The 26,600-nt window shown below is 73.0% G+C and carries 13 protein-coding genes; 6 read left to right on the top strand and 7 right to left on the bottom strand.

Translation table 11 applies throughout. The annotated features are described in order from the left end of the window. Positions 1–45: 45 nt before the first annotated feature. The 5 genes from ACIGWZ_RS32900 to ACIGWZ_RS32880 all read left to right on the top strand — a co-directional run bounded on the left by ACIGWZ_RS32900 (position 46) and on the right by ACIGWZ_RS32880 (position 12,920). On the top strand, positions 46–2,370 hold the full coding sequence (locus tag ACIGWZ_RS32900) for a VWA domain-containing protein (protein WP_400070506.1): 2,325 nt from the start codon (positions 46–48) through the stop codon (positions 2,368–2,370). A 128-nt stretch (positions 2,371–2,498) separates the two neighbouring features. Beyond that, entirely contained in the window at positions 2,499–6,125 is a 3,627-nt protein-coding gene (locus ACIGWZ_RS32895) for a tubulin-like doman-containing protein (protein ID WP_400070504.1), read from the top strand. Next, positions 6,122–8,671 (top strand): hypothetical protein, encoded by a 2,550-nt coding sequence (locus ACIGWZ_RS32890; RefSeq protein WP_400070502.1) that lies wholly within the window; start codon positions 6,122–6,124, stop codon positions 8,669–8,671. The genes ACIGWZ_RS32895 and ACIGWZ_RS32890 overlap by 4 nt, the downstream gene beginning before the upstream one ends. Next, positions 8,668–10,716, top strand: coding sequence for a hypothetical protein (locus tag ACIGWZ_RS32885; RefSeq protein WP_400070500.1), 2,049 nt, complete (start codon positions 8,668–8,670; stop codon positions 10,714–10,716). Before ACIGWZ_RS32890 ends, ACIGWZ_RS32885 begins: the two co-directional genes overlap by 4 nt. Then, a complete protein-coding gene (locus ACIGWZ_RS32880) occupies positions 10,713–12,920 on the top strand; it encodes a hypothetical protein (RefSeq protein ID WP_400070498.1) in 2,208 nt (735 codons plus the stop codon). Before ACIGWZ_RS32885 ends, ACIGWZ_RS32880 begins: the two co-directional genes overlap by 4 nt. A gap of 409 nt (positions 12,921–13,329) precedes the next feature. On the opposite strand, the gene ACIGWZ_RS32875 is transcribed toward ACIGWZ_RS32880, so the two are convergent. The 7 genes from ACIGWZ_RS32875 to ACIGWZ_RS32845 form a co-directional block, all read right to left on the bottom strand. Continuing rightward, on the bottom strand, positions 13,330–14,073 hold the full coding sequence (locus tag ACIGWZ_RS32875) for a DUF998 domain-containing protein (RefSeq protein ID WP_400070496.1): 744 nt from the start codon (positions 14,071–14,073) through the stop codon (positions 13,330–13,332). A 199-nt stretch (positions 14,074–14,272) separates the two neighbouring features. Beyond that, positions 14,273–16,063 carry an ABC transporter ATP-binding protein gene (locus tag ACIGWZ_RS32870; protein WP_400070494.1) on the bottom strand — a complete coding sequence of 597 codons (1,791 nt, stop codon included), beginning with the start codon at positions 16,061–16,063 and terminating at the stop codon, positions 14,273–14,275. A 1,337-nt stretch (positions 16,064–17,400) separates the two neighbouring features. Further along, complete coding sequence (locus ACIGWZ_RS32865; protein ID WP_400070492.1) at positions 17,401–18,366, bottom strand: hypothetical protein; 966 nt, start codon at positions 18,364–18,366, stop codon at positions 17,401–17,403. Between the two features lie 143 nt (positions 18,367–18,509). After that, positions 18,510–19,970 (bottom strand): amino acid permease, encoded by a 1,461-nt coding sequence (locus ACIGWZ_RS32860; protein ID WP_400070490.1) that lies wholly within the window; start codon positions 19,968–19,970, stop codon positions 18,510–18,512. A gap of 474 nt (positions 19,971–20,444) precedes the next feature. After that, positions 20,445–22,940 carry a SpoIIE family protein phosphatase gene (locus tag ACIGWZ_RS32855; RefSeq protein WP_400070488.1) on the bottom strand — a complete coding sequence of 832 codons (2,496 nt, stop codon included), beginning with the start codon at positions 22,938–22,940 and terminating at the stop codon, positions 20,445–20,447. Between the two features lie 147 nt (positions 22,941–23,087). Next, complete coding sequence (locus ACIGWZ_RS32850; RefSeq protein ID WP_400070486.1) at positions 23,088–24,725, bottom strand: PucR family transcriptional regulator; 1,638 nt, start codon at positions 24,723–24,725, stop codon at positions 23,088–23,090. Between the two features lie 100 nt (positions 24,726–24,825). After that, positions 24,826–25,527, bottom strand: a complete 702-nt coding sequence (locus tag ACIGWZ_RS32845) for a hypothetical protein (protein WP_400070484.1) — start codon at positions 25,525–25,527, stop codon at positions 24,826–24,828. Between the two features lie 331 nt (positions 25,528–25,858). Between ACIGWZ_RS32845 and ACIGWZ_RS32840 the strand changes: the two genes are divergently transcribed. Next, a complete protein-coding gene (locus ACIGWZ_RS32840; protein ID WP_400070482.1) occupies positions 25,859–26,509 on the top strand; it encodes a hypothetical protein in 651 nt (216 codons plus the stop codon). Positions 26,510–26,600: the final 91 nt, after the last annotated feature.

The following is a 26,600-nucleotide window of genomic DNA, read 5'->3' as shown; positions in this document are numbered from 1 at the left end:
CCCGCCACTACGCACACGACGCAGAAACGAAATAAGGGGACGGCTGTGGCAACAGTCAGGGCAGAACGGCAGACAAGAAGGGGCTGGGCGCGCCGCGGTGTGGTCTCCGCGCTGAGCGGCGCCGCGGTGCTGGTGTCCCTGCTGGCACCCGCCGGCCACGACCCGGTGCCGGTGGCGGAGTCCGCACCGGCCTTCGCGTCGGTCAACTACGCGGTCGCGGTGGACGAGTCCGCCAGCCTCGCGCCCGAGGACATGAAGGCCGAGAAGGCCGCCGCCGCACGGATCGCGCTGGGTGACGTCTCCTCGTCCTCCCATGTCACGGTCTTCGGTTTCGCCGCCGCCGAGTCCGGTGACCAGCGCGCGGTGGACCCGGTGTGCCCGCGGACCACGCTGGACGCGGCCGGGCGCGAGTCGATCGGCGGGTGCGTGGGCAAGCTGCGCAGCCGGAAGAAGAGCGAGGGCACCGGCACCGACTTCCCGAGCGCGATACGTCAGGGCGTGCACGAGCTCAGCACCGACACCGACCCGTCGGTGCCCCGCGTGCTGTTCCTGCTCACCGACGGGGAGATGGACGTCACCGGCAGCCCCAAGTACGGCGACACCGCGCACCGCAAGGCCGAGGGCGAACGGCAGTTGGCGCAGGAGCTCAAGGCCGCCGCCGCCAAGGGCGTCCAGATCTGGCCGCTGGGCTTCGGGCCCGCCCCGGACAAGGCGCAGCTCGACCGGATGGCGGCCGGCGGGTACCAGAAGGGCTGCGTCGAACTGCCCTCCGCCCGCCCGAAGGCCGGCAAGGTCTCCGGGGCGAAGGACGTCGGCCCGATGCTGGAGAAGGTCTTCGCCGCCGCCCACTGCCTGCGCTACCAGCAGGGCACCAGCAAGCGGCCGCCCGCCACCCTGGAGATCGGCATCTCGCCGCTGGCGACGGTGGGCAGCATCGTGGTCGACAAGAGCGACCCCGCGGTGACGGTCACCTACGTCGACCCGAGCGGCCACAAGGTCCCCACCTCGGGGACCTACCGGAAATCGCGGTTCGAGCTGGCGGGCGCCGGTCACGCCGTCGAGGCGCTGAAGATCACCGACCCGGTGCCCGGCGTCTGGAAGGTGAAGGCCGAAGCCCCCGAAGGGCACCGTTCGCTGCCCGTCGGCGTCAGCGTGCTGTGGCAGGGCGAACTGCGCGGCGCCATCACCATGGATCCGCCGTCGCCGCAGGCCGGACAGAAGACCACGGTGACCATGCGGCTGCAGACCCGCGAGGGCTACGAGATCGAGGACCCGCGCGACTACGCGGGGCTGCGGGTCAGCCCCCAGCTGACCGGGGACGGGTTCGCGCCGGTGCCGCTGCACCTCACCGACGACGGAAAGGGGTCCGATCCCAAGGCGAGCGACGGCTCGTTCACCGGTTCCGTGACGATCCCCAAGAGCGCCGAGGGGACGCTGAAGGTGTGCGGCACGCTGACGGCCTCGGGGCTGCACGCCGACACCCGCTGCGAGGGCGGCGAGGTCGCGCCCGACGCGCCGCCCGTCACCACCGCGCTCACCCTGCCCGCCGCCGACGCCCACCCCGGCGACACGGTCACCGGCACCCTGGCCGTCCACAACACCAGCGACACCCCGCACACCCTGCGGCTGTCCGTCGCCGACCTGCGGCCCGGACTGCTCTCCGTCAGCCCGGCCGAGATCAAGCTGAAGCCCGGCGAGTCCGGGACCCGGAACGTGACCCTCGAGGTCGGCCCCGAAGGCGTCTTCGGCAGCCGCCTCGACGACGGCGAACTGCGGCTGGGCGGCACCGCCACGGTCGTCGACACCACCGACCACGACCGGACGCTGGTGCGCTCCCCGCTCTCGGTACGGGTGACACCGGAGCCCGGGATCTGGGACAGGTACTGGTGGGCGTTCGTCTCCGCCGCCGCACTGATCGCGCTGGTCACCGCGGCGGTCCTCGCCTGGCTGCGGGAGCGCCGCGGCCGCCGGGACCCGAACGGCCTGGTGCTCCAACTCGTCTCCGAGGAGGGCGACATCCTCGGCGACCACACGGCCGGACACGGGCACAAGCAGTGGTACGCATTCGCCGTCGTCGAACCCCACCGCAGCCCGCGCATCGAGCGCCACAACCACGGCCCGTACGCCGTCCAGCGCAGCCCCGAGGGCGGCGCGGTCCTGCGCAAGCGCGGCGGCGGCCGGACCCGGCTGCCCACTAGCGGCAGCGTGCCGTTGACCGAGACCCTGAGCCTGACCCTGGGCGAGGAGACCCGGTCCCCGAGGAACCGCCGTCCGCGGCCTTCCTGGTTCCGGTCCCGGACCACCCCGCCCCCCACCGCGCCCACGGCCCGTGAGGGCGGCAGCGCGAGCGCCTACGAGTCGTACGAGTGACGCGCGGGCGGGCCGGGCGCGTCACCGGCCCGCCCCCGCACACGCATCGCGGCCGCCGCGCCGCGAGGAATCCACAGCCGTATCGAGGACGAACCGGCCGCCGGTACGGCCGCAACGGGAGGAACCCCATGAAAATCTTCCAGCCGATGCTCTTCGTCGGCCTCGGCGGCACCGGCGGCCTGGTCGGCGCCGAACTGGAGCGCAAGCTGCGGGCCGAACTGTGCGGTCCGGACGGCACCGCGCTCAGCCACCTCGGCGGCCACGCCCCCTACCAGCTGCCCGACTGCCTCCAGTTCGTGTACGCGGACTACAGCGAGAACGACCTCCGGCGGCTGCCGCAGTTCAATGTGGACCCGTCGCTGCGGGCCGCGTACGCCCGTACCTCCCGGGCCACCCACAACCTGCTGCCGAACTTCGACGCTTCACCGGAAGTGACCAAGATGCTCCGGGCGAGCCTGCGCGACGAGGTCGCCGGCTGGCTGCCGCCGCGCGTCGACGAGCCGAAGGTCACCCCGCTCCACAACGGCGCCGGCCAACTGCCCACCGTCGGGCGCGCCGCCCTGTTCGCCACGCTCCGGAACAGTCTCGCCCCGGTCCTGGAGCCGCTGCTCCAGGCGATCGACGCGATCGCCAAGGCGGGCGGTGAGCTGAGCGAGCTCGGTGGCGGCAAGGTCAACGGCTGCGATGTGTTCGTCTCGTTCTCCGTGGCCGGCGGCACCGGGGCCGGAATCTTCCTGGACTATCTGCACCTGATCAACCACGCCTTCCAGATGCGCCGCTTCGACGGCGTGAAGATCTACCCGCTGGTCGTCATGCCGTCCTCGTTCCCCACGACCGCGGGCGGCGGGCGGGAGGCCGAACTCAACGCAGCCCGCGCGCTGGTCGACCTGTTCCGGCTGGTCGACGACCAGAACGCACCGTCGGAGGACCAGGACGTCGGCGACGCCCCCGGGGCCGGCATCCGCTACCCCGGTATGACGCCGATCCGGCTGCGCCCCGGCGTTCTGCCCACGGCGTTCCTGTTCAGCCCGACCGCGGGCATCCGCCGGGACGACCTGCGCCGGTCCATGGTGTCCCTGGTGATGTCGCTGATCGGCACGGAGCTGGGGGACGGCCGCTCCCGGGGCAGGACCACCACCGCCGACGACGACTCCCAGACCTTCGCCTCCAGCTTCATCAACGGTGGGGTGCAGCGCGGCTCCGCGTCCCCCACCGGCATCGGCCGGCAGGGTGTCTCCACCAGTCTGGTGGCCTCCATGACGGCCCCGATGGACCAGCTGGCGGACCTGGTGGCCGGCCGGCTGCTGCGGGAGGCGGTCACCGAACTCGTGGAGCGGCCCCGTAATCTCCTGCGGGATTCCACGGTGCCGTTGATCCGGCAGCTGTTCACCGACGCGAACCTCGAAGAGCTGTGGGAACGGCGGCAGTTGACCGTCTCCGATCCCGAGCCGCTGCCCCGCGGCAGCAGGGCCATCGAGATGGCGCTGGGCGAGCGGATCGCCGACATGCAGCGCTCGCTGTCCGATCTCCAGTCCGTCGCCGCCCGGCAGACCGCCTCGATGGCCGACCGGTTCGCCCCGCACCCCGCCATCGACAAGCTGCTGCAGAACGTGGACCCCTTCCTCGCCGAACGGGTCGTCAGGGGCGTTCCGAGCAGCGACGAACCGATCGCGCGGCTCGGCTTCCTGGGCCTGCTCGGCAGCCGGGCCGCCACTCCCCCGCGCCCGCAGGGGGTGACCGAACAGCCGCCCAAGATCCCGCGGATCAAGGGCCGGATGGCGGGCATGTCCCCCGCTCGCTGGGGCGACATCGACGTACAGGCCGCCCTGCAGGAGCAGAACGACTGGTACCAGTGGCGCAGCCGGTGCGTATGGCACGAGGCCTGGCGGGAACAGCAGCAGCGCTGGCAGTCCCATGCCAACGCCGCCGGAACCGATCTCGGGCGCCTGGTGAACGCCTTCCTCAAGCACTCCGACCGGGAGCGCAAGGACTCGGAGCAGAAGGCGCTCGACCTCTTCGAGGACCGCACGGGCGTCTCCTATCTGCTGCCGCCCCAGCGGTCGATCAACCAGTTCTACGAGGACCTGGTCGACCGGCTGATCCGCCGGGAGGGGCTGCGCGAGCACGACGACGAGGCGACGCTCCTCCTCAAGATGGTCAACGGCGACCTCTGGCGCCAGGTGCACGCGAAGAGCCGACGCAACCCGGACGCCGCGGTGACGAGCGTCAAGGCGCAGCTTGAGGGCCGCATCACCCGGCTGTTCGCCGAGCACGGCGCGCAGCTCGAGGAGCGGCCCCTGCTGCCCACCATGAGCACCCTGCTGGCCGCGGCGGCAGGCGACGCGGAGGCCACCGACCAGGTCAGCAAGGACGCCCTCGATCTCTTCACCCGCAAACTCACCGGGCTGCTGCCGGTGGGCTTCACCCCGGAGGGCACCGGACCCCTGCGGGCCCTGGTCACCTATCCGCGCGTCCAGGCGGTGGACGAGGTGAAGGAGTACCTCGGCAAGGCGCTGCGGCTGCCCACCGACGCCAAGAACTCCGTGGAGTACCGCGGGGTGGACAGCGACTCGATCACCGTCGTCCTGTTCCGCAGCCAGATGAGCCTCACCCAGGTGCCCGAGGCCTGCAAGGTGCTGCGCCAGTGGGCCAGGGCCAAGGAGTCCGAGCAGCCCCAGGACGTGCTGCGGTGGCGGCAGCGGACCGGGTACCAGGACAGCTGGCTGGTGAGCACCGAGGAGGACCGGCGCACCATCCTGCACCGGCTGCTGTGCTGCATGTGGAACGGCCAAGTGGACGTGGTGGAAGGGGACTCCGCGTCGCCGGGCCGGGTACGGCTGCGGCTGTTCCCCGAGAAGGGCAGCCATGTGCCCGGCGTCCGGCTGCGGCTCGGGGACTTCCCCGGCGGCGTGTCGAGCTGGGCCGAGCTGCTGCGCTCGTACGAACGCTGGAACGTCCTCGACGACGAGCGGACCGTCGAGGTCTACTGCCGCGGGCTGATGGACACCCGGCCGCTGGGGCTCAACGAGAACGGCAGCGAACCCCATCCGCTCTTCGTCGAGCTGGTCGAGAAGATCGCCCCGCGTCAGCTGGAGCTGCTCGCCGACCGCCGGGAGCGCGGCGGCGCGCGGGTCGAGGGATGGGTGCGGCCGCTGTGGGAGTTCTGGGCGGAGACGCTGCCGGCCGCGCTGGACATGGAGTTCGGTGGCGAGCGCGCCGTCCAGCCGACCCTGCGCACGCTGCTGGAGCACGTACGCGGCGGAACTCCGGCGCCACGCGTCCGCAAGGAGCTGTCGGAGCCCCGGCGCCCCGCGGCCGATGAAGAAAAATGGGGCACCGAACTGGGCGCCGCCCTCGACGCGTACCGGAACCGCGACACCGACGAGTCCGCGCGGCGCGAGCCCGTGGACGACTACGACGACGGGTACCGCGGGCACGGCGGGTACGGCGAGGGCCGCGGTGACCGCCGTGGCGGAGGCGAGACGGAAGGCTGGGGCGACAGCAGGGAGGGCAGGGACCGCCGGGACGGCGACAGCGGCGAACGGAAGCCGCGTACCTCCGGCCGCTACGACGACGGTGACGACGAGGCGTACGGCGACGACACCCGACGCTCCTCCAGGGACCGCCTCAACGGGCACTCCGACAGCGCCGACCGGCCCTCGGCGCCGTGGGACGAACCCGGGGACTCCCGCCGGTACGGCGACGACGACGGCGACCGCTCCCGCCGCAACCCCTGGGACGGTGATGCGGAGTGACCACGCCCGAAGAGATCGACACCGTCATCCATCTGGACCTGCGCGCCGGGGCGGCGGCCCTCGACAACGCCCCGGCCCTGCGAGCCAAGGTCGCCCGGCAGCTGGGCCGGGCCGGACTGCCGGAACCCGACAACCCGCTGTTCCTGGTGGTCGACACCCCGGCCGGGCTGACCGACCATCAGCGGCAGTACGAACTGCTCACCTCCTACCGGGCGGTGGGCGAGGTCCGGACCCTGGTCCTGCTGGTGGGCAGCGCGCCCGGTTCGTACGCCGGTGAGCACGAGGCGTTCCAGCCGGACCGGCGACTGCTGCGGCCCGCGGTGCTGCGGGCCGCCCGCACCGCCCTGCTGTGGGCGGGCGATCTGCGCTCCGCCCGCACGGCGCTGGAGCAGCCCGCGCCCGACGACCCGGAAGCGCTGGCGGTCCTGGTGGACCTGCTGTCGGTCCCGGACATCTACCTCAGGGTGCTCGACGACCTCGGGTCGCTGCCCGAGGCCGTCGCCGCGCCCGGGGTGCGGCTGCTGGAGCAGGATTTGCCGCCGGAGGTGCGCGACCGGGCCTGGCGCGACGCGCTCACCCGGTTCGCGGGCGAGGACACCGAACACGCCCCGGATGTGCCGGTGACCGCCTGGACCGGCGCCGATCTGCCGGAGCCGCTGCGGGGACTGGTGGCGGGCCGGGGCGGCCGCGACCAGCGGCACCGGGAGGCGGGCGGAACGGCGGACGTCGCGTACCGGGCGTGCGCGGACGTCCTCGAGGACGCCGAGGACGCGCTGGCCGGGCTGCGGACCCTCCCCGGGCTGCTGAGCTCCTCCCGCAGGGTGGCGTTCGAGGCGGACCTCGACCAGGCGGGCCATGCGCTCGACGACTACCGCGACCTCGTCGGCACGGCCCTGCACAGCGGCGGTTCCGGCTCGGCACCGTCCGCCGCCGAGGAAGCGGCCCGGCTCGCGGCCCTGGGGCTGCGGGTGCCCTCGGCCGAGGGTGTGGGCGAGCGGATCGGCGAAGGCCTGCGGGAGTTCGCCGGGAAGCTGCTGGGACAGGGGCTGGCGCTGCGCGCGGTGGCCCACCGTTTCACCGCGCTGGCCGGGCGGGTGGAGCCGGTGCCGGGCTCGGCGCTGCGGCCCAGGCTCGCCGAGCACTCCGCCGAGGCGGTGGCCCGGCGGTCCGGGGCGGAGGCCGGCCCGGCGCCGGGCTTCCCGGCCGGTGCGACGGCGGCGGCGGCCACGGCGGGGCTGCTCGCCGGGCTGTGGCAGGGGCCGTTCATGGCGCTGGCGATCGTCGTCCCGCTGATCCTTTTCGCCGTGGCGGCGCTCGGCGCGTCCCGGCTGCGGGGTGCGGGGCGCCCGGACGGCTGGGCCACGGGCCCCCGGGTCGCGGCACTCGCCGGCGCCGCGGCCGGGGTGCTGCTGGCGTACGCGACCGAGCCCCCGCCCTGGCTGAGCACCCTTGCCCTGGCGGCGGGCCTCGGCCTCGCGGTGGAGACCGCGCGCCGACTCTGGCGGGCCGCGGCCGACTTCTGGGCCGCGCGGCACGGGACCACCGTGCTGCGCCGGGCCCTGGAAGGACTCGACGGCCTGCTGGCCGAGGCCGTCCGAGAACACTGGGCCGCCGAGGAGCGGCTGTACTGCGCCGACGCGGCCCGGTCCGTCGCCGGCATGCTGCGGGCGACGGCGGCCGCCGCGGACGCGGAGGCGGTGCCCGAACCCGTGGCGGAACGGCTCACGGTCACCGAGGCGCCCGGCACCGAGCCACCCGCCACGGACATCTGGCTCTCCAGCTCCTCGGCCCTGGAGACGGACTTCCTCGCGTCCGACGACGGCGACAGCGACTGGGCGAGCGCGTACTCCGGGGAGGACGAGTTCGCCGAGGAGAAAAGTTCCAACCCGACCGCCGAGCCGCGGGACGACCGCACGGCCGGGGTTCCGCGCTGGCTGGAGCGCGAGAGCGGCGAGGGCGGGCCGAAGCTGGTCGCCACCCTGGCGGGCGATCTGACGGACGCCGCCATGGACGCGATGGCGCCCTACTGGGGTGCCATCGAACGGGGCCAGGCCGGCGCCCTCGCCGTCCGGCGCACCGAGGAACGGGTCCGCGCTCTGCTGTCGACGGCCCGCCGTCACCTCCAGCGCAACGGGGTGCTCGCCCCGCCCCCGTTCGCCGCCCCGCACCGCACCCGCACCACCTCGGCGAACCTGCTCGGCACCGACCCGCACCGGCTGGCCGAACTCGTCGGCGCGGAGACCGAACGGCAGGCCGTGGTGCAGCTGTCCTCACCCGAGCAGGGCGCACTGCTCAGCCGCGACCCGGCGACCGTGGTGTGGATCCGATTCGCCCCGGAGGCCGTGCGCGGCGAGGTCGAGACGGCCTGGCGGACGGGCGGTTCGGTCCAGTCGGAGGAAGCGCTGTGGACGTCGTCGGGTCGGTACGCCGGCCTGATCCGGCTCACCCCGCTGCGGATGGGCGTGGTGGACACCGTCCGGCCCCGCCACAGCCCCGACTCCGACCGGGCGGACACCGACGAACGACAGGACGGCGACCACTGGTGACCACACTCACCTTCACCACTCCCTCGGGGCGGCGCCGCACCACCCCGGCCCGTTTCGGCCCCGAATCCCGCCGCGATCCACTCCTGCCCCAGCGGATCCGCAACGGCCTGCTCGACGACGAGGGACAGCAGTGCGTCCAGGTGCGCCTGGCCGCCGCCGACGCGGCGAACCCGGCGGCGCGCGCACTCCTGGACACGGAGACGCGCACCGCCCTGCATCTGCACCGGGTCCTCGACGACACGGCGTACGCGCCGCTCTTCCCGCAGATCATCGGCTACGAGCTGGACGCGGCCGAGCCGTACCTGCTGTACGCCGCGCCGCGCGGCACCGCCGCGGCGCGCACCCATGTGATGGGCGCATTCGATCAACGGGTGTTCGCCCGCGATCTGATGCTCGCCCTGTGCCTGCTGGACGGCCAGGGCCTGGTGCTGCGCGGCATCTCGCCCGCCACCGTGCTCTGGGACGGCACCTCGGTCCAGCTCTGGGGGCTGGAGGGGGTGGCCCGCGCCGGGCAGCCGCGGACCCGGTGGGGCCGAGCGCCCTTCTGCCCGCCCGAACAGCGCCGGGCCGAGGGGCTCGTCGACTCCCGGGACATGGTGTGGAGCGCGGCCCAGGTGCTCTACCAGCTGGTGACCGGCCGGCCCGGTCCCGCCGAGCGGGCGCCCGCCGATCTCGCCGAGCACCGGGTGCTCGCCGAGACGCTGCGGGGCGCCTTCGCCCCGCTGGCGGCCGACCGCCCGACGCCCGCCCGGCTGCTCGACCTCCTGGCCCCGGGTGCCGCCCGGCGCAGCGCGCTCACCGTGCCCGCCGACGCCACGCACACCCACCGCGAGGCGTTCGCGCAGGCGCTGCACCTCAAGCGGCAGGCACCCCCCGAGCCGTCTCCGGCGGCGGGCCGGAGCAACGGTGAGGTGCTCTGCCCGTACTGCCTGGAGACCATCCAGCTCGACCTCACCGCGCTGTTCGTCACCGACAGCAAGATGCAGTACCAGCCGCTGGACGTCTCGGGCATCCGTAACCCGCTGCGGCGCGAGGACATCATGCGCAGCGCCGTCCAGAAGTGCACGGCGGACCCGGAGTTCCCCGAGCACTTCATCCCGGTGCCCTACCTCACCCACGGCCGGCCGCTGACCGTCGTGATGGTCGGCCAGTCCTCCACCGGCAAGAGCCACCTGCTGACCCAGATGATCGCGGAGATCACCGACGGCGGCCTGGAGCCGTTCGGCCTCAAGTGGCAGTCCGTCAACCCCGAGCAGCACGCGCGGTTCGTACGGGAAAGGGTGCAGCCGCTGCGCAACGGCAAGGTCCTCGACCACACCGGCGCCCTCGGCCTGGACGGCTTCGCCCGCTTCGTGGAATCCCTCCTGATCACCGACGCCAAGGGCCAGGTACGCCCGGTCGCCTTCTTCGACCTCGGCGGCGAGGACCTCGTACGGACCGATGCGGCGCTGCGCTTCCTGCTCGGCGTCGACGCCATGCTCTTCGTCGTCGACCCGGCGCTGGCGCTCCCGCTGCCGCAGCTGGACCACGCCAGGGAACGCTGGGGACTCGCGGTGAACCGCGACGGCGATCTCGCCTTCGGCACCGTCCTGGACCGGCTGCCCAAGAACGGCCCGTATCTGGACGTGGCGGCCGCGATGGTTCTCGCCAAGGCCGACCTCCTGCGGTTCCAGCCACCCGTCGACCGGTGGCTGGACCAGCCATCGCCCACCTCCCTCGACCCCGCGCTGGTGCGCGCGGAGAGCCGGGACGTCTACGGGCTGCTGCGCCGGCACTCCGGCCAGGCGTGGCTGCGCCCCTTCGACGCGATCCGCCGGTGCACCCTGCACATCGCGTCGGCCACCGGCGGCCAGGAGGACCAGGGCCGCTATCCGGCGGGGGCGCGGCCCCGGCGGGTGCTGGAACCGCTGCTGTCGCTGCTGGCGATGCACGGGCTGATCGACGTGCCGGGCGGCGCCGAGGCGTTCGCCGTGGGGACGGCGCCCGCGAAGGAAGCGGTGCCGCCGAGGCAAGCCAGGAGATCTGTGGGAGAGGAAGCGATGTGAGCGACTTCCAGGACTCGGTGCACCAGGTGGTCTTCCGGTGGGACGGCAACCAGGGCCGCCAGGGCACCGGCATGAAGGCCGTGGCCCACTCCTGCTCGGCCGAGCGCGCCGAGGAACTGGGCCGGGAACTGGGCCCGTTGCTGTGGGTGTCCGGTACGGCGGCCCCCCGGCAGAGCGTCGTCCGCACCCTGTCCAGCGACGGTGACGTCATGCTCGTCCAGCGCTGGCCCACCACCGACCGGGGCGGCCGGCCCAGCACGGTCAGCCATGTGCTGATCGGCGAGCAGCACACCCTCAAGACCCGTCAGTGCCTGGGGCTTTCGCACGGCGGCTGGGGCAGCCGGGAGTCCGCGGAGAAGGCCGTCGGACACCAGCGCAAGGTGGCGTGCGCGGAGCTCGACGCGGTGGCGCGCGACCGGCTGCCGGACATGCGGGAGCTGCTGCCGTCGGTCCGGGACGCGCTGATCCTGGTCACCGCGGAGTGGCTGCGCGATCCGGCGCAGCGGGTGTCGCTGCTCACGGCCGACGAGGACCCGGCCGGCCGGCTGGACCGGGACGCGGCGCCGCTGGTGTATCTCGGGCTTTTTCTGCTCTTCGGCTCCTGGCTGGGCCCCGATTGGACGTTCGCCACGTACGACACGGTCGATACCCATCCGCTGCGTCTGACGTGCGTCCCGCGCTGGGAGCCGGACGCGGGCGCTTCCGGTCCGCTGGCCCGGATCTCCGGCCGGCGGCCGGCCGAGGCCCAGTTCGAGCACTGGGCGGCGGCCCGGCTGGTGGACCACGTCCTGGCGCACCCTGACGACCGGCCCGGTGTGCCGCAGCTGATCGACGGGCTCCGGGGTGGTGCGGCGCTGGAGTGGCCACGGCGGCGCCCCCTGCTGAAGGAGATCCTGACCACCGACCGCTGGACCGCCGACCGCACCGCCACCCCTCCGCCCCGCCCCCCGGCCCCGGAGCGGGAACCCGCCCGGGAACCCGACCAGGATCCGGCCCCGGCCCCGGCCCCCGCACGGGAACCCGCCCGCGAACCGGCCCCGGAATGCGACCGGCCCCCGGCCCGGAAGCCGGTCCGGGAACCCGCCCCCGAACCTGCCCGGGAAGCCGTCCGGGAGACCACCCCGGAGTTCGACCGGCCCCCGCCCCGGAAACCGATCCGGGAACCCGCCCCCGAACCTGCCCGGGAAGCCGTCCGGGAGACCACCCCGGAGTTCGACCGGCCCCCGCCCCGGAAACCGATCCGGGAACCCGCCCCCGAACCTGCTCGGGAACCGGCTCGGGAACCGGCCCGCGAGCCTTCCCGGGAACCGGCCCCGGCCCCCGTCGTCCCGCCGCCGGCCCCGGTCGTCCCGCCCACGGCCGCCCCTCCCCCACCCACGCCCACGCCCGCCCCCTCTTCTCTCCCCACGCCACCTTCGGACCCCCTCCAGACGCCCGCCCCCCGGTCGGCGGCGCCGTCCGCCGGCCATCCGGCGGACTCCTACGAGGCGCATGCGCTCCACGAGGACCTGCGGGTTCATCAGCGCCGGAACTCCCTACAGCGCGGCCGGCTGGCGGAGCGGCTGCGCGCGCAGCCCGACGGTCTGCTCCTGGACGCGCTGCGTTCCGGCCGGCTGCCGCCGGAATCCGTGGAACTGCTGCTGGACGAGCTGGGAGAGGACCACCGCGTCCGGGTGCGCGAAACGGCGATGAAGCACGAGCTGTGCGCGGAGGTGCTCCGCAACGGCCTGTACTTCGCGCCGAACGGCCAGGGCGTGGAACCCTTTTCGAGGCCGGCCATGGCCAGGCGGGCGGCCGACCTCTTCACCTGGGCCGTCGCCCCGCTGGCCCGGGACGCACGCCATCTGACCGATGTGCGGGAGCTGCTGCACCGCATGAGCCGGGACCGCCACCCCGGCACGGGCAACTGGCTGTGGCAGGCGATCATCGCGCCCGCGAACGGCGAGGCCCCCGACCTGCCGCCCGAACTGTGGCAGCAGCTCCTGCGCGACGTGGTCAGCCGGGGTCCCGCGCCGTCCGCCTCTCCCCAGGTGCCCCATGCGGCCCCGGCGGCCGCCGCCCCGCCGGAGTCGCCCGTCGATGCGCCGCCCTCGCGCTCCTTCACGGCCCGGCTCCCCGACCTCGCGGACCGGCCGGGCTGCGTGGTGGGGGCCCTCATCGGCGTGATCGCCGTACTCCTCGCGATCGTGGTGGCCTTCTGGTGACGGGCGGCCGGGCCGCCCGGCCTCGCGCTACGGCGTACCGGCCCGCAGCGCGTACTGCCGCAGGCAGGCCGTCGGGAACGCCGCCTGCACCTACCGCAGTTGGGCCACCGTCTGCGGAGGCGCCGCGGGCGGCAGATGCGGGAGCGCCGGGCGCACGGCGGCCGGCACGGTGACGCCGTGGATCAGCGGGACCGGGTACGCCTCGGGGTGGGCCGGGTAGACGTCGGCGGACCGGTCGTCGGCCGAGGAGTTCCGCCCCTCGCTACGAGGCGTTCGTCGCCCGGCGCACCGAGCCCCCGCTGCGCGCCCGGGACGCGGACTGTCACCGGACGAGCGCGCGGGGTTCTTGGCGGGGCTCAGGGCCCGGGTGCGAGAAGTACCGGGCCGGTGACCGGGACGCCGCATCCGGTCACCACGGGTGAACCCCGGTGCGCTGCGGCTCCGGAAGGGCGCGGTCAGGGGCATCCGCTGCGTCGCCGGCCGGGCGCGCGGTGCCACGGAGCACGGTGAACGCCGCGGCCAGCACCCAGGCATCGGTGCCGAAGGCGGCGATCCGTTCCAGTGTGCCCATCCCGATTCCGGGGTCGTACTGCCCGAAGAACATCGCCGCGGCGGTCAGCGCGAGGACGGCGAGGGCGAACGTGACCGGGCGCAGCCGGCCGAACCGGGAGCCGCGACGGAGAAAACCGGTGACGAGGAGCCCGATGTTCCCCATGCCCATGATGATCATTGCGCCCAGCACATGGAGGTTCTCGTCGACATCGGCGGGGGTGAGGCCCACGAGAACCCATGCCGCCGCATTGATCACGAACAGGATCCGGGCGGTCACCGAGGCGCCGCCGCGGCCCCAGCAGGCGCCGGTCAGCAGGGCGCCGGCCAGCAGCAGTACGCCGTGGACGACGAAGGACGCGTTCATCAGGTCGTGCAGCGGCGAGCACACATACCGCGGGCGGGAGTCGTCCCAGATCCGGCAGTGGACGTTGCCCAGATCGCTGATGTTGTGGCGGACCCAGCTGTAGGGCGTGCGCCAAACGGCTCCGACGGCCAGTTGAACGGCAAGGAACTGTACGGCGGCCAGGATCCACAGCGCGGCACCGATTCTGGTGCCCGATGTGATGCGGCTTTCTGGGTGCGGTGCCGGCTTCGGCCTCACGATCCCCCTCCTCGGTGCGACGCGGATGGGCGGCGCCGCCCGGGGAGTTGACGATGCGGGACGCTTCGTCCGGCGAGCGGCACGGGCACATGGTCACAGTCGGCCGGGTGCCCGCACATCGCTGTCCTGGGGGAACCGGGGTCCCTCGCCATCGGGAGGGTGGCCTGGCTCTTTCGGGGGAGGGGAGGAGCCGACGGGCCTACCGCAGGGGACCGCCGGAGGGCGCGGCGGGGTCCACTCGGCGGTGCACCGTGCCGTTCCGGGAGGCCGGATGGGCCTCGATGAGGGTGGCGTACAGGCCGCTCTGGTGCAGGAGTTCGGCGTGGGTGCCCGACTGGACCAGCCGGCCCTCGTCCAGAACGAGGACGCGGTCGGCACCGGCGGCGAGGGCCAGGTCGTGGGTGATCACGATGGTGGTGCGGCCTTCGGCCAGGCGGTGCAGCGGCCCGAGGATGCGCTGGGCGGCCAGGTGGTCCAGCCCGGTGGTGGGCTCGTCGAGGAGGAGTACGGGGGCGTTGCGCAGCATGGCGCGGGCGATGGCGACGCGCTGGAGCTGGCCGCCGGAGAGCCGGGCGGTGCCGGGGGCGATGACCGTCCCGTAGCCGTCCGGGAGGGCGGAGATGAAGCCGTGGGCGTCGGCCGCCCGGGCGGCGTCCACCACGTCGTGATGGGTGGCGTTGAGCCGTCCGGAGGCGATGTTCTCCTCCACCGTGTCGTGCAGGACGAGCGTCTCCTGCGGCAGCAGCGTGATGTTCCGGCGGAGCTGGGCGAGCGGCAGCCGGTTCACGGGGATGCCGTCCAGCAGGACGGTGCCGGCGTCCGGGTCGTAGAACCGCAGCAGCAGATTGGCCAGGGTCGACTTGCCCGCGCCGCTGGGACCGGTGATGACCAGCAGTTCCCCGGGGACGGCCGAGAACGAGAAGTCCTGGAGAACGTCGGTCCGGGTACCGGGGTAGCGGAAGGTGACCCCGCGCGCCTCCACCTCGCCCACGGCGCGCTCCGGGGCCCGGACGATCTTCGAGGCGGGCGGATCGGTCACGGCGGGGCGGGCGTCGAGGATCTCCAGCAGACGGTCGGCGCCGGCGGTGGCGGCGGTGATCGTCAGACCGAGCTGGCCGAGGTTACGGATCGGCGGGTAGAGGTATCCGATGAAGGCGGCGAAGGCCAGCAGCTGCCCCAGGGTCATCCGGCCCGCGGAGATCTCCCATGCGCCCAGGCCGATGATCGCCAGGACGCAGAGCGTTTCGAGGACCTCCAGCAGCTGCGCGTAGAACTCGTTGAGGCGGGCGCTGGTCACCGATGCGCGGAACCACGTACCCGACTCGCGGCGGAGCCGTTCCTCCTCGTCGTGCTGCCGGTTGTACGCCTGGGTCAGGACGACGTTCACCAGCGTCTCCTCGACCACCGAGGTGATGGCGCCGTCCGCCCGGCGTTCACGGCGCGCGACCTCGCGCAGACGGTCGGTGAACCGGCGGGTGACGATCCAGAACAAGGGCCCCGCCACGAAGGTGAGGAGCGCCATGTCCCAGCGCAGCAGCAGGGCGGCGCAGGCGTAGAACAGGATGCTGAACACAGCCGTTGCGGCCTGGACCAGTCCGGAGACCACCAGCTGTTCGATGGCGTCCACGTCGCCCGTCAGCCGCTCCACCAGGTCGCCGCGCCGGTTGCGCTGGAAGAAGTGCGGCGGCATTTTCTGGAGGTGGGCGAAGACGCGGGCACGCAGCCGCACCACGAAGCGTTCGGCGGTCCAGGCGCCGAGCGAGTTGCCCAGATATCCCACGATCGCGCCGATCACGGCCACCGCGAGCCATTTGGCGGCCGGGTCCCAGAAGGCGCTGACGGAGCCCTTCTGCAGGGCGTCATCGGTGAGTTGGGCGAAGAGCAGAATGGCCACGGTCTCGGCGAGGGCGGCCACGACGGCACACAGGCCGACACCAAGAAGCCAGCGCCGGTCACCCTTGGTCAGGGGCCAGAAACGCTGGAACGCCACCTTGGCACGGAACTGCTGGGGATAGGGAAGCTGGCGGTCCGTCGCCAGCCCCTGCGGGTCCTGCCGCTGCGAAAGCGAGCCCTGCGCGGCGCCGCCCGTCGATGGTGTGGGCCCGAACGCTTCCCGTTGGCGCCCCGAGCTGGAGCCCTGGGGCCCTGCGGCCGGGTCTTCCGGCGCTCCGCCCCCGTTTGCGTTCGCGGCGGACAGCGGCGCTGCCGCGGCATCCGCCGGGTCGGCTTCCCGCCCAGGGGGCTCTCCGTCCTCGCCTTTTCGGAAGGAGGGAGGGGAGGAGCGCGCTGGGCGCTGACGTGAGCGATGGAAGTGCATGGTTGCTACGTCGACCCGTCGTCCGGGGATGTTCGGACCGGTGTCCCGGAACGCGATACCGGGACTCATGTGACGAGGCAAACCCGCGCGGTGCGCGAGCCTGCCTCGTTCTCAGGACATCTCGTCAGGACAGCTGATCAGGAATCTGACTCAGCGGTACCCGAAGAACCGACGCCTGCGGAACCGACGGCCCCGACGTCCGAACCGGCCTCGTCCGTAGCCTCCATAGCCACGTCCATAGCCGCCCCAGCCGTCCCAACCGTCTCCGCCGTGCCGGCGCCTGCGGGGGAAGACCTTCCGGAAGCTCATAATCGCCTCCTGTATTCCGTTCGGTCACGTCGCGTCTTGTCTGACTGCGACACTTTCGAGGCTACGACGCCTCGTTACGGGCAACAAGGACCTATGCGTGAAATTTCACGCAAAACGGAAATATGACGCATAGTGCCCAACCGGGCGCAGGGGGCGACCTTACGGTGACGGACGGTGCCGCGACGGGCTCACCGCGTGATTCCGGCCCGTACGGAACGCACCGGCAGCCGGGAACCGCAGCGGTCGCGGGGGTGCGCCGCCGCGCATCGGGGGACGCGTCGATGACGGATGGCGAAGGCCGGCGACTCCTGGCCGCCGCGCCTCAACAAGGGTCTGCCGGGCGCCTGTTGGCGGTCGACGCCCCCACGGCCGAACATCCGCCGTGGCCCTTCCGCGCCCACCCCGGCATCCGCCGGATCTTGCCCGAACCGACGGCCTACGCTCCGGGCGCCGCCCCCTGATCATGGGCGGACGCCGCGCCCGCCGCAAGGACGGAAGCCGAGCGCACATCGCCATGACGCCCACTCAACTCCCCTACCGCAATGGGGAGTTGGATGAACGGGACGAGTCGATACGAGTCCGGGGCAGGACAAGAGGGACAGGGCTTCAACGGCACGTCATGAAGCCGCCGCAACAAGGGCAGTTGGCCACCCGCGCGGCGAACGGCCCCTGCGGGCCGCCACCGCGAGCGGGCCGCGTGGTCAGCGCGTCGCGTCCGGGCCGCAGTGCCGCCCGTAGTAATGGGCGAACCTCTCCAGCGGGTCGCCGTCCGCGCTCCACGGCCAGGGGGTGGCCACGCCACCCGTGGCGCGCAAGGCGGTCGCGGCGTCGGCGAGGCGGGTGGATTTGAGCAACGCGTAGGCCAGCAGGTTGAGATCGGCCACCGCGGCCGCGTGCGTGAGGAACCCCTGGCCGGGCCAGTCCTGGGCCGCCTGGTCGAGGGCCTTGGCGGCGTCGGGGCGGCGCCAGATCTCCGCGGCGCCGAGGGCCATCAGACCGCCGACGGCGACGGCGCGCTGGTGGTTGCGGACGATGGCGGTGAGCTCCAGCGCGGCGGCGGGAGCGTCCGGCGGCATTTCGGCGCGCATGCCGTCGAGCAGGTCCAGGACCAGGACGCTGGAGCCGCACTCCTCCGGCGACAGATAGCCCAGGGCCTGGAGGTGGGCTTCCCGGTTCCACGGGTCGCGGATCTTGATCTCGCGCCAGATCGGCGACAGTTCCCGGGTGGGGCGCCGCTCCAGGCGGAGCGTGGCCAGGTGGAGCGTCCACGGGATGGGGTCGGCGGGGACCAGCTCGGCGGCGAGCCGGCAGGTCTCGCGTACGCCGCTCAGATCGCCGACGGAGCCCTGCTGCCGGGCCTGGAACAGGTCCGACCAGGCATGGAGCAGCAACGCCGCCTGGTTGCGGGGCTTGTGCTCGCGCCAGATGCCGGGCAGTGCCCGCCCGGCGGATCCGGCCAGCACCTCCAGGCGGTGGGCCTTGCGGTCCCAGTCCTGGCCGGTGTCGTCGATCACCTGCTGGAGCAGGGCCATGACGGCGGTGTCCAGCGAACCGCGGTCCCAGCAGGTCTCGACGCGCCGCCGGACCTTGCCCAGCACGAGGTCGTCCAGCTCGGGGGCCAGACGGGGAGCGTTGCCCTTGCGGCGGCGGCGTATGAAGGCGGGCATGGCTGGCTTCGGCGGCCTTCCGGAGATGGGGCGGTACGTGAAAGTGCGGAGGTGACGACGGAGGGCGGAACGACGCTGGTGAATGCGAACGCCGTAGGGCGGCAGCGTGCCATGCGCGCCGCCGCCCGTACAGTAACCCGCGGTTACCTGGAGCCGACGGCTTCCTTCTCGGCGGTGCGGCCGAGCCGGTCGCGGACGAGCGAGATGCCGACGACGATCACGGCCAGGAGCACCGACAGCAGCACCTGGATCCGACCGCCGCCGTCACTGTCGTCGGTGAGCATGTAGACCAGCACGAACGAGATCATCGCGATGGTCGCCCAGGTCAGGTACGGGAACAGCCACATCCGGACGACCAGTTTGTCCGGGTTCTCGCGCAGGATGATCCCGCGCATCCGCAGCTGCGAGAAGCAGATGACCAGCCAGACGAACAGCGCGACCGCGCCCGAGGAGTTCAGCAGGAACTGGAAGACGGTGTCGGGCCACAGGTAGTTGAAGCCGACCGCGATGAAGCCGAAGAGGACGGAGGCGACGATCGCGGCCTGCGGGACGCCGCGGGAGTTCGTCCGGGCGAAGGCCTTCGGCGCATCGCCGCGCTGGCCCAGGGAGAAGGCCATCCGGGAGGCGGTGTAGAGCCCGGAGTTGAGGCAGGAGAGCACCGCGGTCAGCACGATGACGTTCATGATCTGGCCGGCGTGCGGGATGCCGATCGAGTCGAGGGCCGCGACGTAGGAGCCCTTCTTGGCGATCGAGGGGTCGTTCCACGGCAGGAGGGAGACGACGACCAGGATCGAGCCGAGGTAGAAGATGCCGACCCGCCAGATCACGCTCTTGGTGGCCTTGGTGACCGCGCGCTCCGGGTCCTCGGACTCGCCGGCGGCGAGGGTGACGATCTCGCTGCCCATGAAGGAGAAGACGACCATCAGCACGCCGGTGAGAATCGCGCTGGGCCCGTTCGGGAGGAAGCCGCCGTGTGCGGTGAGGTTGCTGAAGCCGGTGGCCGCGTTGTCGGAGCCGGGCAGCACACCGAAGATCGCCAGGCCGCCGAGGACGATGAAGGCCGCGATGGCGACGACCTTGATGCCCGCGAACCAGAACTCGAACTCACCGAACGAGGCGACCGAGGCGAGGTTGGTGGCGGTGAGGACGATCATCACGATCAGGGCCCAGGCCCACTGCGGGACGGCCGGGACCCAGCTGGTGAGGATGGCGGCGCCGGCCGTGGCCTCCACGGCGAGGACGACGACCCAGAAGAACCAGTACAGCCAGCCGATGGAGAAGCCCGCCCAGCGGCCGAGCGCCCGGTCCGCGTAGGCGGAGAAGGAGCCGGACGTCGGGTTGGCCGCGGCCATCTCGCCGAGCATCCGCATCACGAAGACGACGAGCGCGCCGACCAGGGCGTACGAGAGCAGGATGCCGGGGCCGGCCGCCTTGATCCCGGAGGCGGAGCCCACGAAGAGCCCGGCGCCGATGACCCCGCCCACGGCGATCATGGACAGATGGCGGTTCTTGAGGCCCGACTGGAGGCCGGACTGCCCGGGAGCCGCCTCGTTACCGGGGGGTGCGGGCGGCGCGGCCACGGGGCCGGGGGGAGGTGTAGTCATCGTGACATCCATGGAGAGTTGAGGGGTCATGCACGGGGTGACTGCTGGGATCGCCTCGGTAGCTGGCTGCTCGACAGTGTTCTCGGTGGCTGCTCGGATATCTGGACGCGCGAAAGGGCCGGGGTTGGCAGGTGGCGATCGTGGCCCTGACGCATAACGGCCGCGGCAACAAGGGCCGCGGTCTTTCGATGCCTGCGTGGGTGGGGGAGCGCCTACCGCGCGACCACGCTGTGGCCCGTACTCCTCGTGAGAGGTGAGCCGCATCACGTCCGGATGGGATTTGCGCAAGCGTATGCGGCAATACCCGGCGGCGTATTTGTGGAGCCCGACAAATTCGTCCCCAATGGCTGTGCGACCGGCCAATGCCGGTCCCGGACGGTACGGGCCGGCGCCCCGGTCCACAGCACAGCAGCGGCGTGCGACAACGGCGGGGCGAGAAGCCGAATGCCGGGTGAATACGGCCGGGATCCGGGGTCACGGCATGGCGCCGCCGGGGGAACCTCCCGCCTGCCCGTCCACCATCTGCTCGGTCCAGATGGTCTTTCCGTCGGGCGTGTACCGCGTCCCCCACCGCCGCGTGAGCTGCGCCACGATGAACAGCCCGCGCCCGCCCTCGTCCGTGGTCCGGGCATGGCGCAGCCGCGGCGAGGTGCTGGAGGCGTCGAAGACCTCGCAGATCAGGACGTCCTGCCGGATCAGGCGCAGGGTGAGCGGGCCGGTGGCGTGGCGGATGGCGTTGGTGACCAGTTCGCTGACGATCAGTTCCGTGGTGAACACGAGGTCGTCCATGCCCCATTCCGTCAGCTGCCGGTCGGCGAGCGTACGGGCGCCGGCGACCACGGCCGGGTCGGCGGCCAGGTCCCAGGAGGCGACCTGGTGGGCGCCCAGCGCGCGCGTACGGGCGAGGAGGAGGGCCGCGTCGTCGGACGGCGGGCCGGCCAGCAGGGCCTCGACGACTCTCCCGCCGGTCTCCTTGAGCGTCCGGCCGGGCGCCGCGAGGGCGTTGCCCAGCCGGGAGAGTCCGACGCCGATGTCCTGGTCGCAGGCCTCGATGAGGCCGTTGGTGAAGAGCGTGATCAGGCTGCCCTCGGCCAGCTCCAGCTCCACGGATTCGAAGGGCATCGCCCCCAGGCCGAGCGGCGGTCCGGCGGGCAGCTCCGGGAAGTCGACGGCGCCGTCGGGGCCGACGACCGCGGGCGGGAGGTGGCCGGCGCGGGCCATGGTGCACTTCCTGCTGACCGGGTCGTACACGGCGTACAGGCAGGTGGCGCCGGTGAAGGTGGCGGCCACGCTCGCGTTCTCCGCCTCCACCGCCGCGTCCGCGCTGCGCGTCTCCACCAGGCCGATGACCAGGTCGTCCAGCCGGGCCAGGAGTTCGTCGGGCGGCAGATCCAGGTTGGCGAGGGTACGGACGGCGGTGCGCAGCCGGCCCATGGTGGCCGCGGCGTGAATGCCGTGCCCGACGACGTCGCCGACGACCAGGGCGACCCGGGCCCCGGAGAGCGGGATGACATCGAACCAGTCGCCGCCCACCCCGCTGGGGGCGTCCGCCGGGAAGTACCAGGACGCCACTTCCAGGGCGGAGCCGCCGGTCAGCTCGTGGGGCAGCAGATTGCGCTGCATGACCCGGGCCGCGATGCGCTCGCGGGTGTAGCGGCGCGCGTTGTCGACGCAGACCGCGGCGCGGGCGACGAGCTCCTCGGCGAGCCGTACGTCGTCGGCCACGAACGGGCCCAGGCGCCGCGAGCGGACGAAGGTGGCCGCGCCGAGCGTGATGCCGCGGGCCCGGATGGGCGCCACCGTCACCGAGCGGTAGCCGAACGCCCGGATGATGGCGGCCCGCTCCGGGATCTCGGTGACCCAGCCGCTCCTGTCGAAGTCCAGGGCCGCCTCGACCAGGGACTCGCCCGTGAGCAGACAGCGGGCTATCAGGGATGAGGGGGCGCGCTGGACGGCCTCCCCGACGGCGAGCGCCGCCTCCGGGCAGCCTTCGTGGACGGACTGCTGCCCGGAGCGGCGCAGGGTGGGCGTGCCGCCGACCGGCCCGGGGACCGGCTCCTCGCCCCGGATGACGGAGTCGAGCAGGTCCACCGCGGCGAAGTCGGCGAGCGCCGGCACGGCGACCTCGGCGAGTTCCTGCGCGGTCCGGGTGATGTCGAGCGTGCTGCCGATGCGGACGCTGGCGTCGTTGAGCAGGGCCAGGCGTTCCTGGGCGCGCCAGCGTTCGGTGACGTCGATGACCATGTACCAGATGCCGACGCGGTGGCCCTGGGGGTCCGCCAGGACGAAGAAGGAGGCGGAGTAGGCGCGCTCCTGGGCGGGGTCGGCGTAGGTGGGGCTGCGGAACTCGTAGTCCATCACCGGGGAGCCGGTCCGCAGGACCCCCCGCATCCGCTCCTGGAACGCCTCGGCCTCCGGCTCCGGCAGGACCTCGTACACGGTGCGCCCCAGCCGCCGCTCCAGGGGGATCAGCCGCTCCAGTACGTCGTTGACCCAGACGAAGCGCAGGTCGGTGTCGAGTACGGCCAGCCCGACGGGCGCATGCGCCAGAAACGGCTCCAGCATCAGCTGGTTGACCCCGCTGCCGGGCAGCCGCCACTCCTCCAGGGCGAGCACCGACCACCGCTCGCGGTCCGCCCCCTCGGCGGCTCCGTCGACGACGGGCGTGACCTGCACCGCCAGCTGGAGCTCCCGGCCGTCCCGGTGGCGCGCCGCGACCGAGCCGCCCCAGCCGTCGCCGGCCCTGCACCACCGGGCGACGGCGGCCACCCGCGCCGTGTCCCCGGGCACCGCCAGCAGCTCCGCCGCCGGGTGGTCCAAGATCTCCGCGGCCGGGTAGCCGAGCAGTCGCTCCGCCGCCCGGGTCCAGGCCACCACCCGCCCCCGCGCGTCCAGTTCGGCCGTAGCGGCCCTCGCTATGTCGACTGCCTGGCCGGCCCCACCCGGCGGGGCGTTCCCTGAGGTCATCATCGCCAGCCCGTCACCCACCCGTCAGCCCACGAGCCCCCGAGGAGGCATCCGTCCGGCAATCGGGACGGCCGCCCGAGGAGACTTCCACCCCGTGGGACTTATTACCCATTTTAGGAGAGTTGTATGGGTAAGGGCGGCCGGTCCGGCTCAGCCCGCGGGCGGCAACCGCAGCTGCAGCATCGCCAGCAGCCGCTGATCCGGGCGGCTCAGATCCAGCCCGGTCAGCTCCTCGGCCCGACGGATCCGGTAGCGCAGCGTATTGGGGTGCACATGCAGCCCGGCGGCGGCCGCCCGGACGTCCCCGAAGGCGTTCAGATACGCCAGGACGGACTCGGCCAGCCGGCCCTGGCCGCGGCTGTCGTGCGTCACCAGGGCGGTCAGCCGGGGGTCGCGCAGGTCGGGGTGCGCCGTCAGCAGCGCCAGCAGTTCACTGACCAGCACCTCCGCCTGGATGTCCGGCAGCGCGGCGACGGTGGTGGCGACGCCGACCCGCATCATGGCGTCCAGGATCCGGTCCGCCTCCCGGCGCGACTCGGGAACGTCCCCCAGGCCCGGCACGATGCAGCCGACCGAACCGCGCAGCGTCAGCCCCAGATGGCGGCGCGCGGCCTCGCTGATCTCCTGGCCCCAGCCGCGCAGCGTCCCGAGGTCGATGCTGCGCGCCAGCTGCGGCAGCAGGACGTAGATGCGCCCCTCGACCTGGGTGACCAGGGCGCTGCGGTGCCGGGCGGCGGTGTGCACCGAGATCAGATTGCTGACCTCGGCCCGGGTCAGCTCGGAGGCGGACGCGATGGCCTCGGCGGCCCCGTACGCGAAGCCGAGAACGGCCGCCGGGCGGGCCGCGTCCAGCCCCAGATGGTTCGCCAGCGGCTGCGGACCCGTACTGCCTTCCAGGAGGCCGGCCGCCAGCGTCCGGGTCAGCATCAGGTCGGCGGAGAGCTCCCGGCGACGGCGTACGAGATGGAGCGCGGCGACCCGGGCGGCGCCCAGCAGCGCCTGGTCCGCGTGCTCGGACAGCGCCGCCGAGCCCTCCTGCACCCAGATGGTGCCCAGCTGCCGCTCCCCGGACCGGATGGCCACCGCGAGCCGGCGGCGGATGCCCAGGTCGGGGTCGCTGTCGATACGGATCACCTCGTCGGAGGCGCGCAACCGCTGGAAGACGCCCCACTTCCGCAGCTGCGCCAGATACGGCTCCGGGCCCTGCCAGCCCAGGATGGACAGCCGCCGCAGATCGTCGACCTCGTCGGAGTCGGTGGAGCGGGAGTAGGCCAGGACGCGGTTGGCGGTGTCCTCGATGCTGACGATGCCCCCGGTGAGGACGGCGGTGGTCTGCGCCAGGGCGAAGAGGTCCCCCTCCTCACGCCCCTCCCCGTTGCGCCCCGGCGGCACGTCCTCGAGCGCCGCGCGGGCCAGCGCGTCCACCTGCTCCCAGCGCGCCTCGCCCCGTACGGAGAGCAGCGCCACGCCCGCCTCGACGGCGGTCTCGCTGAGGGCGGCGGCCTGTCCGGGAGCGGCGAGCTTCACGGCGACGGCGGCGGCACCGTCCCGCCCGCCGGCCCGCAGCGCGGGGAACGCGGCGCGGCCCCGGGCACCGATGGCCAGGACCAGCGCACCGGGACGGGCGGCCGGCGGATCCTCGGGGTCGAGCAGCGCGACGCTGCGGATCTCCACGTCCAGCCCGGCGGGCGCGGCCTGCAGCTCCACCAAGGGCTCGCCCAGCGACATCAGCAGCTGGCGCAGGCTGATGCCGGTGCGCGGTGGCGGTGCCGCGGCGACTGAATCCATGATCGGCGCCTTTGGTCGGGTCGGTGACCTGCTTCTGATGCTATCCGCCGGGAAATCCGTCACCGCGGTCGCGCGGTCGCGCGGTCCCTCGGTCCCACGGTCAGCCGAAAACGTTCCGCACCGTCTCCGTGGCGTCGTGCCCCGCCGCGGGATCGTCCTCCTCGTCGGCCGCCTGCGGATCGGTCAGCGACAGCGTGCGGGCGGTGCCGAGCAGCACCTCGCGGGAGTCGTCGGCGAGGTCCACCGCCCCGGTCACCAACTGCACGGTGATCACCGACGACGAGACGCTGTCCGGCACGGCCACCAGCCCCTGCCAGAGGGTGTCCGCCACGGGCTCGTCCGCACCGTCGGCGTCCCGGTCCGGCGGCACCGTTCGGCGCTCCGACTCGGCCAGGAAGCCGGTGCCGATGGGCAGTTCCACCGACCGCAGGCCCTCGTCCGGGCCGTTCCCGGTGGGATCGGCGAGCATCTTGGTGAGCACGACCTCGGGGTTCACCCCGGGCATCGGGAGCCTGGAGACCGTGATGACGGACAGTGCGCCCGCACCGTCGCCCTCCGGGCGCACCCCGAACGCGGCGCCCAGCACCTCGTGCTTGCGCAACTTCACCTGGACGACGGCGCAGAGCCGCGCCACCTGATCGGCGCGGTCGCCCCATTCTCCGGGCAGTTCCCGTATCTGCCGCGCGACCGCTTCGAGCCCCTCGGGCGAGGAGTCGAGGTCCATCCGTCGATATCCGTCCGGAAACGCGTACCAGAAAAGCGGCTCGGGCTCGGCCGCCGCAGCATTGAATGGGTCGTTCACAGCCGAATACCCCTCCCTCTTTCGCAGACACCGGCCACACTTACCGCGGCCGCACCCTCAATTGCCGCCGCCGCGCGAGAACCTTGGCACGGGCCTTCGCGCGCGTCTTCGCGAAATTCCCCGCGGGCTCATCTCCGCATGCGCCGGGCACCGATGCGACGAACCCGCCCAACTGATCCGCATCGGTAGCGGAATGACCCCCCGTGAAAATGCCCCTCCGTAACGGCAAATGAAGCAAATACATGCACATGCGGGACAGAACAGGCATTATTTCGCGGTGCCGATCGGCGGCAGTTTAATGTATGGGTAAAGGCTGGGATGAGGAGGACCGGTGGACGACGCCCGGATTCAGGCCGCTCGGGAGAGGGCCCGGCGGGCGGCGGACCGCAGGGCCAGGGCGCAGCAACTCGCCCCGGGCGAGGCCGCTTTCGACCGGCCGGAGACCCGTGCCGCCTGGACGAGGACCCGGCGCCGGGTGCGGTGGAGCCTGACGCTGTGGACCGCTCTGTGGATGGCGCTGTTCGTCGGGGTCAGCCTGCTCGGCGACCTCGACCTCTCCCCCAAGGCCGAGCACAACCTCGTCGGCGGCCTCGGCGCCCTGCTGTTCCTCTCCTACCTCTTCATCCTCTACGCCCGCCTCAGCTCGCTCAGCTGCCTGCGCCGCATCCGCGGCGTCCTGCGCACCGACGCCTGGCGCCCGATCCCCGCGGCGCGCCGGAGGTTCGACGTCACGGACTCGAGTGGGGTGCCCGTCGAGCTGCACCTCGTCGCCCGCGACGCGCGGAACGAGGAGGCCGACGGCGCACCGGTCCGGAAGTCGGGGCGCCCGGCCAAGGCCCACTCCGCCCGCAATCCGGTGCACCGGCGCCGCTGGCACGAGGCCATGGAACGGGGCGCGCTGTACGCCGGCGACGAAGCCCTCGGCGTCCTCGCCCTCCCGGACGGCACCCGGCTGATGGAGGTCACGCGGCGGGACCGCTAGGTGGTGTCCGCAAAGTCCCGTCGTCCGCCCGGAGGGCGGGGCTCGCGGCGTCTGGTGCGTGCGATCGCAAGGCGGAGGGTCGTCCTCGTAG

It is taken from the genome of Streptomyces sp. NPDC053427 (assembly GCF_044544985.1).
Taxonomy (GTDB): Bacteria; Actinomycetota; Actinomycetes; order Streptomycetales; family Streptomycetaceae; genus Streptomyces.
Note: the sequence above shows the minus strand (reverse complement) of the source record. Positions and strands in the feature narration are given on the sequence as shown.